The sequence below is a fragment of the Cupriavidus sp. 09_S30 genome, from assembly GCF_056930435.1.
This window is the reverse complement of the sequence record NZ_JBXOWI010000001.1, coordinates 3,481,596-3,497,337: the sequence shown is the minus strand read 5'-3', so window position 1 is coordinate 3,497,337 and position 15,742 is coordinate 3,481,596. Positions and strand designations below refer to the sequence as shown.

Annotated in this window: 18 protein-coding genes; 13 read left to right on the top strand and 5 right to left on the bottom strand. The window is 67.0% G+C overall.

What is annotated here, in order from left to right; genetic code table 11:
• Positions 1–152: 152 nt before the first annotated feature.
• The 3 genes from AC1Z3O_RS16370 to gpmA form a co-directional block, all read right to left on the bottom strand.
• Positions 153–902: a HesA/MoeB/ThiF family protein gene (locus AC1Z3O_RS16370; RefSeq protein WP_483516751.1), complete on the bottom strand. Its 750-nt coding sequence runs from the start codon at positions 900–902 to the stop codon at positions 153–155.
• A 103-nt stretch (positions 903–1,005) separates the two neighbouring features.
• Positions 1,006–2,583 (bottom strand): S41 family peptidase, encoded by a 1,578-nt coding sequence (locus tag AC1Z3O_RS16365; RefSeq protein WP_483516750.1) that lies wholly within the window; start codon positions 2,581–2,583, stop codon positions 1,006–1,008.
• Between the two features lie 155 nt (positions 2,584–2,738).
• Positions 2,739–3,485, bottom strand: a complete 747-nt coding sequence (gene gpmA, locus AC1Z3O_RS16360; protein WP_483516749.1) for a 2,3-diphosphoglycerate-dependent phosphoglycerate mutase — start codon at positions 3,483–3,485, stop codon at positions 2,739–2,741.
• Positions 3,486–3,642: 157 nt separating this feature from the next.
• Here gpmA and AC1Z3O_RS16355 point away from each other — a divergent pair, with 157 nt between their 5' ends.
• The 5 genes from AC1Z3O_RS16355 to AC1Z3O_RS16335 all read left to right on the top strand — a co-directional run bounded on the left by AC1Z3O_RS16355 (position 3,643) and on the right by AC1Z3O_RS16335 (position 7,319).
• Entirely contained in the window at positions 3,643–4,056 is a 414-nt protein-coding gene (locus tag AC1Z3O_RS16355) for a rhodanese-like domain-containing protein (protein WP_483517632.1), read from the top strand.
• A gap of 62 nt (positions 4,057–4,118) precedes the next feature.
• Complete coding sequence (gene grxC / locus AC1Z3O_RS16350) at positions 4,119–4,376, top strand: glutaredoxin 3 (protein WP_483516748.1); 258 nt, start codon at positions 4,119–4,121, stop codon at positions 4,374–4,376.
• A gap of 148 nt (positions 4,377–4,524) precedes the next feature.
• A complete protein-coding gene (secB, locus tag AC1Z3O_RS16345) occupies positions 4,525–5,049 on the top strand; it encodes a protein-export chaperone SecB (protein ID WP_483516747.1) in 525 nt (174 codons plus the stop codon).
• A gap of 130 nt (positions 5,050–5,179) precedes the next feature.
• Entirely contained in the window at positions 5,180–6,199 is a 1,020-nt protein-coding gene (locus AC1Z3O_RS16340; protein WP_483516746.1) for an NAD(P)H-dependent glycerol-3-phosphate dehydrogenase, read from the top strand.
• A 145-nt stretch (positions 6,200–6,344) separates the two neighbouring features.
• Positions 6,345–7,319 (top strand): Bug family tripartite tricarboxylate transporter substrate binding protein, encoded by a 975-nt coding sequence (locus tag AC1Z3O_RS16335; RefSeq protein WP_483516745.1) that lies wholly within the window; start codon positions 6,345–6,347, stop codon positions 7,317–7,319.
• A 37-nt stretch (positions 7,320–7,356) separates the two neighbouring features.
• On the opposite strand, the gene trmL is transcribed toward AC1Z3O_RS16335, so the two are convergent.
• Both trmL and AC1Z3O_RS16325 read right to left on the bottom strand, forming a co-directional pair.
• Positions 7,357–7,827 carry a tRNA (uridine(34)/cytosine(34)/5-carboxymethylaminomethyluridine(34)-2'-O)-methyltransferase TrmL gene (trmL, locus tag AC1Z3O_RS16330; RefSeq protein WP_483516744.1) on the bottom strand — a complete coding sequence of 157 codons (471 nt, stop codon included), beginning with the start codon at positions 7,825–7,827 and terminating at the stop codon, positions 7,357–7,359.
• A 232-nt stretch (positions 7,828–8,059) separates the two neighbouring features.
• Positions 8,060–8,938 carry a ComF family protein gene (locus AC1Z3O_RS16325; RefSeq protein WP_483516743.1) on the bottom strand — a complete coding sequence of 293 codons (879 nt, stop codon included), beginning with the start codon at positions 8,936–8,938 and terminating at the stop codon, positions 8,060–8,062.
• Between AC1Z3O_RS16325 and AC1Z3O_RS16320 the strand changes: the two genes are divergently transcribed.
• From AC1Z3O_RS16320 to AC1Z3O_RS16285, 8 genes are all read left to right on the top strand, one after another.
• Complete coding sequence (locus AC1Z3O_RS16320) at positions 8,927–9,862, top strand: methyltransferase domain-containing protein (RefSeq protein ID WP_483516742.1); 936 nt, start codon at positions 8,927–8,929, stop codon at positions 9,860–9,862. The genes AC1Z3O_RS16325 and AC1Z3O_RS16320 overlap by 12 nt on opposite strands.
• 224 nt (positions 9,863–10,086) lie before the next feature.
• Entirely contained in the window at positions 10,087–10,635 is a 549-nt protein-coding gene (locus AC1Z3O_RS16315) for a DUF2244 domain-containing protein (protein WP_483516740.1), read from the top strand.
• A gap of 24 nt (positions 10,636–10,659) precedes the next feature.
• The gene (gene coxB, locus AC1Z3O_RS16310; RefSeq protein WP_483516739.1) at positions 10,660–11,925 is read left to right on the top strand and encodes a cytochrome c oxidase subunit II; all 1,266 of its coding nucleotides are present in this window, start codon (positions 10,660–10,662) and stop codon (positions 11,923–11,925) included.
• Positions 11,926–11,966: 41 nt separating this feature from the next.
• A complete protein-coding gene (ctaD, locus tag AC1Z3O_RS16305; protein WP_483516737.1) occupies positions 11,967–13,577 on the top strand; it encodes a cytochrome c oxidase subunit I in 1,611 nt (536 codons plus the stop codon).
• Between the two features lie 119 nt (positions 13,578–13,696).
• Entirely contained in the window at positions 13,697–13,828 is a 132-nt protein-coding gene (locus AC1Z3O_RS16300; protein ID WP_483517631.1) for a cytochrome oxidase small assembly protein, read from the top strand.
• An 18-nt stretch (positions 13,829–13,846) separates the two neighbouring features.
• Positions 13,847–14,470: a cytochrome c oxidase assembly protein gene (locus AC1Z3O_RS16295; RefSeq protein WP_483516736.1), complete on the top strand. Its 624-nt coding sequence runs from the start codon at positions 13,847–13,849 to the stop codon at positions 14,468–14,470.
• A 27-nt stretch (positions 14,471–14,497) separates the two neighbouring features.
• Positions 14,498–14,710, top strand: a complete 213-nt coding sequence (locus AC1Z3O_RS16290; protein ID WP_483516735.1) for a DUF2970 domain-containing protein — start codon at positions 14,498–14,500, stop codon at positions 14,708–14,710.
• 117 nt (positions 14,711–14,827) lie between these two features.
• A complete protein-coding gene (locus AC1Z3O_RS16285) occupies positions 14,828–15,688 on the top strand; it encodes a cytochrome c oxidase subunit 3 (protein WP_483516734.1) in 861 nt (286 codons plus the stop codon).
• The last annotated feature ends 54 nt before the right edge of the window (positions 15,689–15,742 follow it).

Genomic DNA, 15,742 nt, shown 5'->3' with positions numbered 1-15,742 from the left:
CACCGGCGGCGGGACCGCCCCTCAGGCGGCGGCCGCTCGATGGCCCTCAGTGGCCCTCAGTGGCCCTCAGTGGCCCTCAGTGGCCCTCAGTGGCCTAGTCCCGGCGGTCCCGGCGGCCCCTCATCCGGCCGCCGATGGATCGTCGGCGCCCCTCAATGGCCGCCACAGACCTCGCAGCCCGGCACTCTTGCCAGGCGCATCGTGGTCCATTCCATATTCAGGGCATCGACCATCAGCAGGCGCCCGGCCAGGCTCCGGCCGACCCCGGCCAGCAGTTTCAGGGCCTCGGCAGCCTGCACGGTGCCGACCATCCCGACCAGCGGCGCGAACACGCCCATGGTGGCGCAGGCCACCTCAGGCGCCGGCTCGGAAGGGGGGAACAGGCAGGCATAGCAGGGGGCGTCGTCCTGGCGCTGGTCGAACACGCTGACCTGGCCGTCGAAGCGCAGCGCGGCCCCCGATACCAGCGGCACGCGATGGCGCACGCAGGCCCGGTTGACCGCCTGGCGCGTGGCGAAGTTGTCGCAGCAGTCCAGCACTACGTCGGCGCTCGCCGCCAGGGCCGACAGCTCGGCGTCGCCCACACGTGTGGCGACGGTGCGCACCTCGATCCCAGGGTTGATGCGCAGCATGCCCTCGCGCGCCGATTCCACCTTGGCGCGGCCGACGTTGGCCGTCGTATGCAGGATCTGGCGCTGCAGATTGGTCAGGTCGACCGCATCGTCATCCACCACCGTGATGGTGCCGACGCCGGCCGAGGCCAGGTAGGGCAGGGCGGCGGTGCCGAGGCCGCCGGCGCCGATCACCAGCGCGTGGCCGGCCAGCAGGCGGTCCTGGCCCTCGATGCCGAGCTCGTCAAGCAGGATGTGCCGCGAGTAGCGCAGCAGCTGGTCGTCGTTCATTGCCGCGGACATGCTGTCCCCAGGATTCCGGTGGCCCCCGGGCCGGAAGGCGCGGGAGCGGAAAACAAAAAGCGGCCCCGCAGGGCCGCTCGCACGGTGCGCCTCAGGGCCTCTTGCCGGTCGGCGTGCCCAGCGGCTCGCCGATCGGCGAGCTTGCCGGCGCGCTGTTGGACGGCGCCGCCGGGCTGGCAGGCTTGCTGGCCGGCTTCTTCACCGCCGGCTTGGCCGGCTTGTCCTCGGCCAGTTCCAGCTTGGACTTGGAGCGCTTGACCGGCTGGCCGGTCAGCTGGGCGATCGCCTGCTGGAGCATGAAGTCCTCGGCGGTGCCGAACTCGATGGGCTTCTTCTTGCGCTCCTTCTCGCGCTCTTCCGGCGTCTTCTTGGCATTCTCCTCTTCCAGGCGGCGCAGCTCCTCGACGCGGCGCAGTTCGCGCTGGGCCATCTCCGGTTCCTCCGACTCCTGCTTGTTGTGCAGGTGATGCTCGGTGTCGATTTCGCGGGTGATCAGCGCGTCGTCCGGATCGCCTTCCGGATTCTGGTCGACCGGGATGTCCGGGCGGATGCCCTTGGCCTGGATCGACTTGCCGGTCGGCGTGTAGTAGTAGGCAATGGTCAGCTTGATGCCGGTGTCATTGGGCAGCGGGCGCACGGTCTGCACCGAGCCCTTGCCGAAGGTGGTCTTGCCCATGATCAGCGCGCGCTTGTGGTCCTGCAGCGCGCCGGCCACGATTTCGGACGCCGACGCCGAGTAGGCGTTGGTCAGCACCACCATCGGCACCGTCTTGTACACCGCCGGCAGGCCCTTGAGCGGATCGTCGTCCAGCGAGGACAAGCGGTAGTTGTTGAAATTGGCCTTGTACACGCGCTTGGCGTCCGGCACCTGGCCGTTGGTCGAAACCACCGTGGCGTCGGGCTGCAGGAAGGCTGCGGCCACGCCGACCGCGCCCTGCAGCACGCCGCCGCCGTTGTTGCGCAGGTCGAGGATCACGCCCTTGAGGTTGGGATCCTTCTGCGCCAGTTCGTCGAGCTTGCGGCCGAGGTCGGCCACGGTGCGCTCCTGGAAGCTGGTCAGGCGCACCCAGGCGAGGTCGTGGTCGAGCAGCTTGGTCTTGACGGACTGCACCTGGATCTCGGCGCGGGTGATGGTGACCGGGAAGGTGCGCTCATCGCTCTTGCGGTAGATGGTCAGCGTGACCTTGGTGCCGGGCTCGCCGCGCATGCGCTTGACCGCCTGTTCGAGCGGCAGGCCGCGCACCGGCTTGTCGTCGATGCGGGTGATCAGGTCGCCCGGCTGGATGCCGGCGCGGAAGGCGGGGGTATCCTCGATCGGGTTGATCACCTTGACCAGGCCGTCTTCCTGCGAGATCTCGATGCCCAGGCCGGCGAAGCGGCCGCGGGTGCCTTCCTGCAGTTCCTTGAAATCCTTTTCATCCAGGTAGGCGGAGTGCGGATCCAGGCTGGCGACCATGCCCTTGATGGCCGAGGTCAGCAACTGCTTGTCGTCGACGGGTTCCACGTACTCGCGCTTGATCTGGCCGAAGATATCGGCCATCAGGCGCAACTGGTCGAGCGGCAGCGGCCCGGACGAGTTCTGCGCGGTGGCAGAGATCTGCAGCGTCGCGAGCACGCCGGCCACGAGGCCGGCAGAGACCAGACTGATGTTCTTTAGCGTCTTACGCATGAGGGCTGCCTGAACGAGTGAGGATTAGGGCGGATCGGGACTGGCTCGGCGCTGGGCTCCGGCCCGCAATGTCCGACAGTATAAGAGGGTGGCACAAAAAGGGATGGCGCGCGCAGGCCGGCCGGTTGGCCGGCGCACGCACGCCGTTGACGGGCTTAGCGCGACTTGCCCTGGCTGGCGACGGCGGCCATCGAAGCCGCGATGGCTTCCTGGTCGCCGAGGTAGTAGTGGCGCAGCGGCCGCAGGTCGGCATCGAGTTCGTACACGAGCGGCGTGCCATTGGGGATGTTGAGGCCAACGATGTCGTCATCCGAGATCTGGTCGAGGTATTTCACCAGGGCGCGGATGCTGTTGCCATGGGCGGCGATCACCACACGCTTGCCAGCTTTGATATCCGGAGCAATGGATTCGTTCCACAGCGGCAGCACGCGGGCTACGGTGTCCTTCAGGCATTCGGTCAGCGGGATCTGCTCACGGGGCACGCCCGCGTAGCGCGGGTCGGCGTACGAGGCGCGCGGATCGGTCGGCTCCAGCGCGGGCGGCGGCGTGTCATAGCTGCGGCGCCAGACCAGGACCTGCTCGTCGCCGAACTTGGCGGCCGTCTCGCCCTTGTTCAGGCCGGCCAGGGCGCCGTAGTGGCGCTCGTTCAGGCGCCATTCGTTGCGCACCGGGATCCACATCTCGTCCATCTCGTCCTGCACGTGCCACAGCGTGCGGATGGCGCGCTTGAGTACCGAGGTGTAGGCGATATCGAAGCTGTAGCCGGCTTCCTTGAGCAGCTTGCCGGCCTGGCGGGCCTGGGCGGCGCCGGTTTCGGTCAGATCGACGTCGACCCAGCCGGTGAAGCGGTTTTCGAGGTTCCACGTCGATTCGCCGTGGCGGATGAGAACGAGCTTGTACATGCTGCTTTCCGAGAGTGTGGGTGATCTGTCCGCAGCGGCCGCGGCGGTGCCGGCGCCCCATGTGTCAAATAAGAGACAATGGTGGCACACGCGGCGGCCGCGGACGCGAAACCGCGTATTTTATAATGCCGCCGACCCAACCCACCGGAATGCCAACGTGAATTTCTTTGCCGACTATAACAACCTAGCCTTGATCGCCGTTGCCGTGGTGTCCGGCGGCCTGCTGGCCTGGCCCGCGATTTCCCGCGGCACGGGCGGCAAGCGCGTCAATACGACCATCGCCACGCAGCTGATCAACAAGCGCAATGCGGTGGTGGTCGATGTTCGTGAAGCTGCCGAATTCGCCAAGGGCCACATCCCGCAGGCGAAGAGCGCGCCCCTGTCCGACCTGGCTGCGCGTGCCGCCGGCCTTGCAAAGGACAAGTCCGTACCCATCATCGTCGTATGCCAGACCGGCCAGCGTTCGGGCAAGGCGCAAGCAGCACTCAAGGAAGCCGGTTACAGTGAGGTCTATTCGCTGGAAGGCGGCCTGGCTGCATGGCAGCAGGCCGGTCTGCCGGTGGTGAAGTAGGCACCCGTTGTACGGGTGCCAGTCAGATTGCATCAGTCGCAAGTAGCCAAGGAGAATGCCGCATGGCACGAGTCGTCATGTACAGCACCGTCGTGTGCCCTTATTGCCAGATGGCCGAGCGCCTGCTCAAGTCCAAGGGCGTGGAGACGATCGAGAAGATCCTGATCGACCGCGAACCCGGCAAGCGCGAGGAAATGATGGCGCGCACCGGCCGCCGTACCGTGCCGCAGATCTATATCGATGAGACCCATGTCGGCGGTTTCGACGATCTCTCCGCGCTCGATCGCCAGGGCGGCCTGGCGCCGCTGCTGACCGCCTGAGCGCCGCAGCATGGCGCGCGGGTGAAATCGCCATGCGCGTCATGTACCATATGCTTTTTCCACCCGGGCGCCGGCCCGGGCCGGCCGCGCGCCAGAGCAGGCGCCGGCGGCCGCTCCCGGCGCCATACGCCTATCCCGGAAGCCTTTCATGAGCGACCAGCAAAACCAGCAGCAAGAGCAGCAGGACGACCAGCCGTTCTTCAACATCCAGCGCGTGTACCTGAAGGACATGTCGCTCGAGCAACCGAACTCGCCCGCCATCTTCCTGGAATCCGAGGCGCCTTCGGTCGAGGTCCAGGTGAACGTCGGTGCCTCGCAACTGCAGGAAGGCATCTTCGAAGTGGTGGTGACCGGCACCGTGACCACCAAGGTCCAGGACAAGGTGGCTTTCCTGGTGGAAGCACACCAGGCCGGCATCTTCGATATCCGCAACGTGCCGATGGACCAGCTCGACCCGCTGCTGGGCATTGCCTGCCCGACCATCCTCTATCCCTACCTGCGCGGCAATATCGCCGATGTGATCACGCGCGCCGGTTTCCAGGCCATCCACCTGTCGGAAATCAACTTCCAGGCGCTCTACGAGCAGCGCCTGCAAGCCGCGATGGCCGAAGCGCAGGCCGCCGAGGGCGGCAGCGGCATCGTGATGCCCGACGGCAGCCAGGCCCGCCACTGATCCTGGCATCCGGCAAGCGCTGGCAAGACGGGGCTGCGGCCCCGTTTTTCATTGCCGCGCCCGGGCGCGGATTCCGCCCGCCGCCTTCCCGCGCTACCATCGAGCGCGCAGACCATCCGTTCCGATCGACATGAAAATTGCCTTCCTCGGCGCAGGTGCCTGGGGCACCGCACTTGCCAGCCATGCTGCCGCCGCGCACGAGGTGGTGCTCTGGGGGCGCGACGCCGCGCAACTTGCCACCATCGCCTCGACCCGCATCAATGCCGGCTACCTGCCCGGCGTGACGCTGTCCGAACGGCTGGCGGTGGAACCCGATTTCGAGCGTGCCGCCGCGCACGGCATCGACAGCCCCGACGGCCTGGTGGTGGTGGCCACGCCGGTCGCCGGCCTGCGCGAAATGACACAGCGGCTGGCCGCGCGCCAGGGTGGCCGCCTGCGCATGCTGTGGTTGTGCAAGGGTTTCGAGGCCGGCACGCAGGCGTTGCCGCACCAGATGGTGCGCGCAGAGCTGGCGGCTGCCGGCGTCGCCGAGGGCGCGGTCGAATACGGCGTGCTGACCGGCCCGAGCTTCGCGCGCGAAGTTGCGCTGGGCCTGCCGTGCGCGCTGACTGTGGCCGGCAATTCGCCGGCGCTGGCGGACCTCGCCCAGGCGGCCTTTCATCACCACGCCATGCGCATCTATGGCAGTGACGACGTGATCGGCGTCGAGGTGGGCGGGGCGGTCAAGAATGTGCTGGCCATCGCCACCGGCGCCAGCGACGGCCTGGGGCTAGGCTTGAACGCGCGCGCGGCGCTGATCACGCGCGGCCTGGCGGAGATGACCCGCCTGGGCCTGGCGCTGGGCGGGCGTGCCGAGACCTTCATGGGCCTGGCCGGCGTGGGCGACCTGATCCTGACCGCCACCGGCGACCTGTCGCGCAACCGCAAGGTCGGCCGGGAACTGGCCGAGGGCAAGACCCTGGCGCAGATCCTTGCCGAACTGGGCCATGTGGCCGAGGGCGTGCGTTGTGCCCAGGCCGTGGCGGCGCTGGCCGCTGCCCACGGTGTCGACATGCCGATCACACGTGCAGTCTGTGCCGTGCTGTTCGAGGGACTGGCCGTGTCCGACGCCGTGTCCCGCCTGCTCCAGCGCGACGCTCGCGACGAGTGACGCCGGCCGCGCCCGGCCCGTCATGGGCGGCCGGCCGCCCGGCGGAACAAGCCCCGGGCTGCCGCCGTCCATCCTGCTGCGCACGCAATCCGCTCCAATCTCCGCCTACCCCGCCTATCCAGCCATGTCCCATCGAGATGTCCAGATGACCCGCCGCCGCGCCTTGCTGACGCTTGCGGCAGCCTGCGCCGCCGCTGCCGCGCCGTCCGCACGCGCCCAGCCCTGGCCCGCGCGCCCCGTGCGCATGGTCGTGCCCTTTCCGCCGGGGACTTCGCCCGACCTGATCGCGCGCATCCTGTCCGAGAAGCTCGCGATCGCGCTGGGGCAGCCCGTGGTGGTGGAGAACCGTCCCGGCGCCGGCGGCAACATCGGCACGGGCATGGTGGCGCGCGCGGCGCCGGACGGCTACACCCTGCTGTTCACCATCAATGGGCCGCTGGTCACCTCCCCCATGTTGTGGCGCCACCTGGGCTACGATCCGGCGCGCCAGCTGGAGCCGGTCAGCCTGGTGGCGACGTCGCCCAATGTGCTGGTGATCGATGCCCGCCTGCCGGCGAAGACCCTGCGCGAGTTCGTGGCCCTGGCCAAGGCGCGGCCCGGCGAGCTCAATTACGGCTCGGTCGGCAACGGCAGCGCGGCCCATCTCGCCATGGAGCAGCTCAAGGCGATGGCCGGCATCGAGATGCAGCACGTGCCCTATCCGGGCTTCCCGCAGGTGACCACCGCCATGGCGAGCGGACAGGTGCAGGCCGGTTTCATGGTCCCGGCCATCGCGATGCCGCTGGTCAGCGCAGGCAAGCTGCGGCTGCTGGCGGTGACCAGCAGCGGGCGCAGCGGCTTGCTGCCCGGCGTGCCGACGGTGGCGGAATCGGGCTATCCCGGCTTCGAGGCGATTTCCTGGCAGGCGGTACTGGTGCCGGCAGGCACGCCGGCGCCGATTGTCGAGCGCCTGTACCGCGAGCTGGTCGCCATCATTCGCAGCGACGATGTGCGCGACAAGATGCGCGCGCAGTATTTCGCGCCCGCCGGCACGGCGCCCGACTCGCTGCGCCGCACCATGGAAAGCGAAAAGCTGCGCTGGGCGAAGGTGATCCGCGCCGCCGGCGTGCAGCCGGAATAGCGCGCAGCGCGCGCAGGCGGGCCTAGGCGGGGCAGGGTCAGGCCCCGCCCGCGAAACCGTTCTGGCGCCAGGCTTCGAATACCACCACGGCCACCGTGTTCGACAGGTTCAGGCTGCGGTTGTCGGGCCGCATCGGCAGCCGGATGCGCTGGGCGGGAGGGAACCACTCGCGCCGCTCCGGCGCGAGGCCGCGCGTTTCCGAGCCGAACACGAACCAGTCACCCGGGGCGAAGGCCACTTGCCCGAACGGGGTCGAGCCCTTGGTGGTCAGCGCGAACATACGGGTGGGATCGGGCCGCTCGTCGGCCAGCAAGGCCTCCCAGCTCTCATGCACGCGCATGGCCGCGTACTCGTGGTAATCCAGTCCGGCGCGGCGCATGCGCGCGTCGTCCAGCGGGAAGCCGAGCGGCTTGACCAGATGCAGCCGGGCGCCGGTGTTGGCACACAGGCGGATGACATTGCCCGTATTGGGAGGGATCTCGGGTTCGACCAGGACGACGTTGAACATTTCAGCTGGCCGGGCGGGCGCCCGGCGCGGTAAGGCGGTGGGAATACGGTGCGCAGCTTACCGCGCGGCGGCAGGCGCTGTCACGCTGGCCGTCCCATGCCCGGCACCGCTTCGCCTGCGGCGCCGACTCCGACTCCCTCGATCGCATCCTTGCGCTGCCCTCCGGTACCGCTCGCCTTTCGTATGGTGCGGCATTTTGTCGCACCTTGCCGCGACCATGCCTGTCCGACGCTCATGGCGTGCGCAGTGCGACGATGGCCGTGACGCGCGCGGCGCCGTGTGCCTTCAGCGTCCGCGCGGCCGCCCCCAGCGTTGCCCCGGAGGTCATGACGTCATCCACCAGCCCGATATGCAGCCCGTCCAGCCGTGACGGGGCACTCAGTGCGAAGGCATCCCGCATATTGCGCCGGCGCGCATCCAGGTCGAGCGCGCTTTGCGCAGCGGTCTCGCGCCGGCGCGCCAGCAGCACCGGGTCTGCTGGCACGCCGCCGAGCCGTCGCGCCAGCGGCCGGGTGATCTCCCAGGCCTGGTTGAAGCCGCGCGCGGCGAGGCGGCGCGGCGCCAGCGGCACCGGCACCAGCAGCGCTGGCGGCGGCAGGCCGGCCAGTGTCAGGCGGTGCGCGAGTTGCGCAGCGATCCAGTCGGCGAGCGGCAGCGCGCCGCCGAACTTGAGCGCAAGCACCAGGCTGTCCTGCGGCGGCGCATAGTGGCCCAGCGTCAGCACGGCATCGAAGGGGAGCGGGGCAGCACGGCACTCGGCGCATCGGCGGGCGCTCCCACCGGGTGCGGCCGGCAACCCGCAGCCCGGGCAGCGCGCCGACGGCGCCAGCAGGTCGGCCGCGCAGCCGGCGCAGACGACTTCGTCCTGCACCTGGCCGCACAGCGCGCAGGCGCAGGGCAGCAGCACGTCCAGCCACGCCCCGCACGCCAACCGGCAGCCGGCGAGGATGCGCCGCAGGTGCCGCCCGTAGCGGGCGCCGGCCGGATGCGCGCATCGCGCGTATACTTGCGCTCCGTCCCCTTGCGTCGCGGCCGGCGCCTTGCCGTCGCCGGGCGCAAGCGTTGCCCTGTCCTCTTCTGACTGCTGCCTGGTTTGTCCGTGTCCCTGCATGCCGCCGATTCTCCCGATGCCTTCCTGCCGTCCACGCGGCTGACCCGGCTCGCCTTTGACCGGCGCAGCGCCGCTCTCGGCCAGCTCGACTTCCTGCTCGGCGAGATCAGCCGTCGCATGCAGGAGCGCATGCAGCTGATCCGGCTGTCGCCGCGCCGGGCGCTGGACATCGGCTGCGGCCATGGCCAGGGCCTGGCCGCCTTGCGCGCGCAGTATCCCGATGCGCAGATCGCCGGCCTCGACGTGTCGGCAGCGATGCTGCGCGAGGCGGGCCAGCGCGACCCGCAGCGCCGTCCCGGCTGGATCGGTCGCATGCTGGGTAAGCGTCCGATGTTCGATCTGGTGCAAGGCGATCTTGCCACGCTGCCGTTTGCCGCCGACAGCTTTGACATGCTTTGGTCCAATCTGGCCCTGCACTGGCATCCGGAGCCGCATCTCGTCTTCCCGGAGTGGCACCGCGTGACACGCCCCGAAGGCCTGGTGCTGTTCTCGATGTTCGGGCCGGACACCCTGAAGGAATTGCGCGCGGCCTTCGCCGAGGTCGATGGCGACACGCATACGCTGCGCTTCGTCGACATGCACGATCTCGGCGACATGCTGGTGCACAGCGGCTGGTCCACGCCGGTGATGGATATGGAAACGCTGACCGTGACCTACGAGAGCCCGCGGACCCTGCTGCGCGAGGTGCACGCGATGGGCGGCATGCGCCATCGCAGCGGCGGTCTGCGCGGGCGGCGCTGGCATGATGCGCTGCTGGCGGCGCTGGAGCGCCGGCGCAATGCCCAGGGTGAGATCGCACTCACTTTCGAGATCGTCTACGGCCATGCCTGGAAGCTGCCGCCGCGCGCCGCGCAGCCGCTCGACGCACAGGGCAACGCGGTCATTCCGCTCGACAGGATCGGGCGCGGGCGCCCCCGTACATAGCGGCGCGTGTTCGTCAAGATAGACAAAGTACAAGCACAATTTCAGGGCGCGCGCTAGCCCGTTGGTCAAGCCGCGGCTTGTTCGAGTCGGCGAAGCGCCATATAATGCGTCGGTTTGTCGCAGTGGTCCCCTGGCACATTCCACCCGCAGATAACAGCGCATCAGCGCCTTGAAATTTGGGTGAAATCGTCCCGGGCACGCATCCGATGCAGAGTGGTGGGGCGATGCAAGATTTCCGTATCGCAATCCAGACGGCACGAGATGAGTCCGTTGCAGGTCTTGACGGGCTTCGACCGGCGCTGTGCACCGACTGGCTGATGAAGCGAAATTGCTCGCTTTCTCCGCGCCAGGTCGGCTGGTTCTACCTTTCCATCGTTTGCATCTCGTTCGCCATCGCGCTGCTCATCGCGTGGTGGGGGTACTGGCTCGTGCTGCCTTTTGCCGGCCTGGACCTGATCGGGCTGGGGATTGCCCTGCTGGTGTATGCGCGGCACGCAGTGGATTATGAGCGTGTCAGCCTTGCAGGCGGAATACTGGTCGTGGAGACAGCCAGTGCCGGCAAGGTGTCGCGGCAGGAGTTCAACCCGCCATGGGTGCGGGTCGAGTCAGGTGAATCTCTCCGGGCGCTGGTGACTTTGCGCTCGGGTGGGCGCGCGGTGCAGGTCGGGAAATTTCTAGACCCGTATGCGCGCCGGAAGTTCGCGCAGGAACTCGCGACTGCCCTGCGCCGCTCCGAGGAGTGGCCGCCGGACCTAGGCGAGGGACAGATTTGAATCTGTAAATTGGGTAGATAACAAATGAAAATGTGGAAGAAGGCATCCGCAGCATGTCTGGCCGGCGCATCCCTGCTCGTCAGCCAGGCGGCCCCGGCAGTCACGGACATGCCAGGCGGCCCCGCCGTGCGTCAGCTCAATCTGGCTGAGCCGGTCACCAAGATCGCCGAACAGATTCACTGGCTGAACTGGATGATGCTGATCATCTGCACCGTGATCTTCGTGTGCGTGTTCGGCGTGATGTTCTACTCCGTGTTCAAGCACCGCAAATCAAAGGGTGCCAAGCCTGCCTCCTTCCACGAAAGCATCACGGTCGAAGTGGTCTGGACCATCGTGCCCTTCCTGATCGTGATCGCCATGGCCCTGCCGGCGACCAAGACCGTGGTGGCGATGAAGGACACCACCAATTCCGACGTCACCATCAAGGCCACCGGCTACCAGTGGAAGTGGGGCTACGACTACCTAAAGGGGGAAGGCGAGGGCATCTCCTTCGTGTCCACGCTGACCACTCCGCGCGAGCAGATCAACAACGAGGCGCCCAAGAGCAACACCTACCTGATGGAGGTGGACAACGAGATGGTGGTGCCGGTCAACAAGAAGATCCGCGTCGTCACCACCGCCAATGACGTGATCCACGCCTGGATGATCCCGGCCTTCGGCGTCAAGCAGGACGCCATCCCCGGCTTCGTGCGCGACACCTGGTTCAAGGCCGAGAAGATCGGCGTCTATCGCGGCCAGTGCGCCGAGCTGTGCGGCAAGGAACACGCCTTCATGCCCATCGTTGTGCGCGTGGTCTCCGACGCCGACTACAGCAAGTGGGTCGACGGCAAGAAGAAGGAAATGGCCGCCAAGGCGGACGATCCCAACAAGACCTGGACCCTGGACGAACTGAAGGCGCGCGGCGAAAAGGTCTATCTGGCCAACTGCGCGGTCTGCCACCAGCCCAACGGCAAGGGCGGCGGCGCCTTCCCGGCGCTGGACGGCTCCAAGATCGTCAACGGCCCCGATGCCGGCCAGATGCATATCCTGCTCGAAGGCAAGAACGCCATGCCCATCTGGAAGCAGCTGTCCGACACCGAGCTGGCGGCCGTGATGACCTACACCCGCAACAACTGGGGCAACCATACCGGCGAGGTGATCCAGCCGCGCGAATTCGTCGATGCGCGCGCGGGCAAGTTCCCCGAGGGTGGCGGCGCTCCCGGCGGTGCGGCCGAGCCCAAGACCGACAAGCCGGCCGAGCAGGCCCCCGGCAAGCAAGCCAGCCTCGCGGGCAACCGCGTGGCCGGTTGATCGTGGACGCAAGGTAAGAACAGGATTCCAGGAGTTCCGTAATGAGTACTGCTAGCCCTGACGCACTCGCCCATCCGCACGAGCACGGGCACGACGAGCACGCCCACGATCACCCGCACGGCTGGCGCCGCTGGCTGCTGGCCACCAACCACAAGGACATCGGCACGCTGTACCTGCTGTTCTCCTTCACCATGCTGCTGTCTGGCGGCGTGCTGGCCATGCTGATCCGCCTCGAATTGTTCGAGCCGGGCCTGCAGTTCTTCCGTCCTGAACTGTTCAACCAGTTCACCACCATGCACGGCATCGTGATGGTGTTCGGCGCCATCATGCCGGCCTTCGTGGGTTTCGCGAACTGGATGATCCCGCTGCAGGTCGGCGCCTCGGACATGGCCTTTGCGCGGATGAACAACTTCAGCTTCTGGCTGCTGCCGCCGGCCGCGCTGCTGCTGGCGCTGTCCTTCTTCGTGCCGGGCGGTGCCACTGCCGCGGGCTGGACGCTCTACGCGCCGCTGTCGGTGCAGATGGGCCCCGGCATGGACATGGCCATCTTCGCGCTGCACATCATGGGCGCGTCGTCCATCATGGGCGCGATCAACATCATCGTGACCGTCCTCAACATGCGCGCTCCCGGCATGACGCTGATGAAGATGCCGATGTTCTGCTGGACCTGGCTGATCACCGCCTACCTGCTGATCGCCGTGATGCCCGTGCTGGCCGGCGCCATCACCATGGTGCTGACCGACCGCCATTTCGGCACCAGCTTCTTCTCCGCGGCAGGCGGCGGCGATCCCGTGATGTACCAGCACATCTTCTGGTTCTTCGGCCACCCCGAGGTGTACATCATGATTCTGCCGGCCTTCGGGATCGTCTCCCAGGTCGTGCCCGCCTTCTCGCGCAAGCGCCTGTTCGGCTACAGCTCGATGGTGTACGCGACCGCCTCGATCGCGATCCTGTCGTTCATCGTCTGGGCCCACCACATGTTCACCACCGGCATGCCGGTGACCGGCCAGCTCTTCTTCATGTACGCGACCATGCTGATCGCGGTGCCGACGGCGGTGAAGATCTTCAACTGGATCGCTACCATGTGGCGCGGCTCGATGACCTTCGAGACGCCGATGCTGTGGTCCATCGGCTTCATCTTCGTGTTCACCATCGGCGGCTTCACCGGGCTGATGCCGGCCGTGGCGCCGATCGACATCCAGTTGCAGGACACCTACTTCATCGTCGCCCACTTCCACTACGTGCTGGTGGCCGGCTCGCTGTTCGCGCTGTTCTCCGGCTTCTACTACTGGGTGCCGAAGTGGTCGGGCTTCATGTACAACGAGACCCGCGGCAAGATCCACTTCTGGGGCTCGATGATCACCTTCAACATCACCTTCTTCCCGATGCACTTCCTCGGCCTGGCCGGCATGCCGCGTCGTTATGCCGACTACCCGGTGCAGTTCGCCGACTTCAACGCGATCGCGTCGATCGGTGCGCTGGGCTTCGGCCTGATGCAGGTGTATTTCCTCTTCTTCGTGGCGCTGCCGACCTATCGCGGCGGCGGCGTGAAGGCGGCCGACAAGCCCTGGGAGGGCGCGGAAGGCCTGGAGTGGACGGTGCCGTCGCCGGCTCCCTTCCACACCTTCGAGGTACCCCCGCACGTGAAGTAATACCTGCGCGGCAGGGCGCCGGACGGGGCTTCCCGGTCCGGCGCCGGCGGCAAGGGCAATGGCGGTCGCGAAAATCAGTCGCAAAGACAGTCCCAAAGGCAGTGATCATGGCAGTCGAAATGCAGGATCCAGACAAAAATCCATCGCAGCAGGATCGCAAGGCAGCCAATCGGCGCCTCGGGCTGATCCTCTTCTCGATTGTGGTGGTTTTCTTTTTGGGTTTCTACGCCAAGATGGTGTTTCTTGGCTGAGCCTGCGAGGTGGAAGGCATGGGCGTAGACCGGCAGCAAGCAGAGGCGGAGCGCGACAGCGATCGGCGCTTCAACCGCAGCATGATGGTGAGGCTGGTGGTGGTGGTGCTGATGATGTTCAGCTTCGGCTATGCGCTGGTGCCGCTGTATCGCAAGATCTGCGACCTCACCGGCCTGAACGTGCTGACCACGCGCGATCTCTACGGCGGCTCGGCCAAGAACTCGCAAGTGGACAAGAGCCGCACCGTCACGGTGGAGTTCGATTCGAATGCGCGCGGGCCGTTCGCCTTCCGGCCGGTGAAGAACAGCATGGAGGTGCACCCGGGCGAGATGACGACCATCGTCTACGAGGTGGCCAACGGGCAGAGCCGCGATATCTCCGCGCAGGCGATCCCGAGCTACGCACCGAAGCAGGCGACGCAGTATTTCAAGAAGATCGAGTGTTTCTGCTTCAAGCAGCAGACACTGAAGGCGAAGGAGGCACGCGAGATGCCGGTGGTGTTCGTGATCGACCCGGCGCTGCCGAAGGATGTGAAGAACATCACGCTGTCGTACACCTTCTTCGAGATCGGCACGCCGGTGGCGCAGGCGCCCCAGGGGGCGCTGGACGCGGAGCCCGGCGCGGCAGGCAAGGGCAGTTGAGCTTCAGTTTGGAGGAGGCAGGACGGCGTGGATGATCTGAAGGATGCGGTCAAGCGCAAGTTGTCGTTCTGGCAGACGCTGCGGGCGGTGTTCTGGTCGTTCATCGGCCTGCGCAAGGGTTCGGAGCACGAGCGCGACATGGCCCGGTTGAACCCGGTCCACGTCATCATCGCGGGGCTGGTCGGCGTGGCGATCCTGATCGCCGTGCTGATCGGCATCGTGCGACTGGTTGTGGGGTGAGCCGCGGCTTGCCCAGGGTAGACAAAAAGAAGACAGACCACCGGCCCGCCCCCACGAGGCCGGATGGACGAATAACAATCGCGGTATCAGAGAGACCTAAGAGCTGGAGAGATAAGCATGAGTGCGAATCGCGCAAACGCGCCGTACTACTTCGTACCTGGCCCCTCGCGCCATCCGATCACGGCCGCCTTCGGCCTGCTGATGGTCGGCGGCGGTGCGGCAGGCTGGGTGAACGGCCAGGCATGGGCGCCCTATCTGTTCGCGGTCGGCCTGGTCTGGTTCCTGTTCGTGCTCAAGAGCTGGTTCGGCGATGCCATCAGCGAATCCGAGGGCGGCAGCTACGGCAAGAACATCGACCTGTCCTTCCGCTGGTCGATGGGCTGGTTCATCTTCTCCGAAGTGATGTTCTTCGCGGCCTTCTTCGGCGCGCTCTTCTACGCCCGCAGCATCGCCATGCCCTGGCTGGGCGACCTGAACAACAAGATCCTGTGGCCCGACTTCGCCGCGGTGTGGCCGAACAGCGGCCCGGCCGGCACGGTGGAGAGCTTCCAGACCATGGGGCCGTGGCCGATCCCGACCATCAACACCGCGCTGCTGCTGACCTCGGGCGTGACGCTGACCTGGGCGCACCACGCGCTGCTGGCCGGCAAGCGCAGCCAGCTGATCCAGGGCCTGGTGCTGACCATCCTGCTGGGCGCGATCTTCATGGGCTTCCAGGCCTATGAGTACCATCACGCCTACACCGAGCTGAACCTCAAGCTGACCTCGGGCATCTACGGTTCGACCTTCTTCCTGCTGACCGGCTTCCACGGCTTCCACGTGACCATGGGGGCAATCATGCTGTCGGTGGTGCTGGGCCGCGTGCTCAAGGGGCACTTCACGCCCGAGCACCACTTCGCCTTCGAAGGCGCCGCCTGGTACTGGCACTTCGTGGACGTGGTCTGGCTGCTGCTGTACGTGGTCGTGTACTGGCTGTAAGCATGCAGCGCCGTGCCGCTGGTCGGACGGCGGCACGCGCCGGCAGCTTGCAGG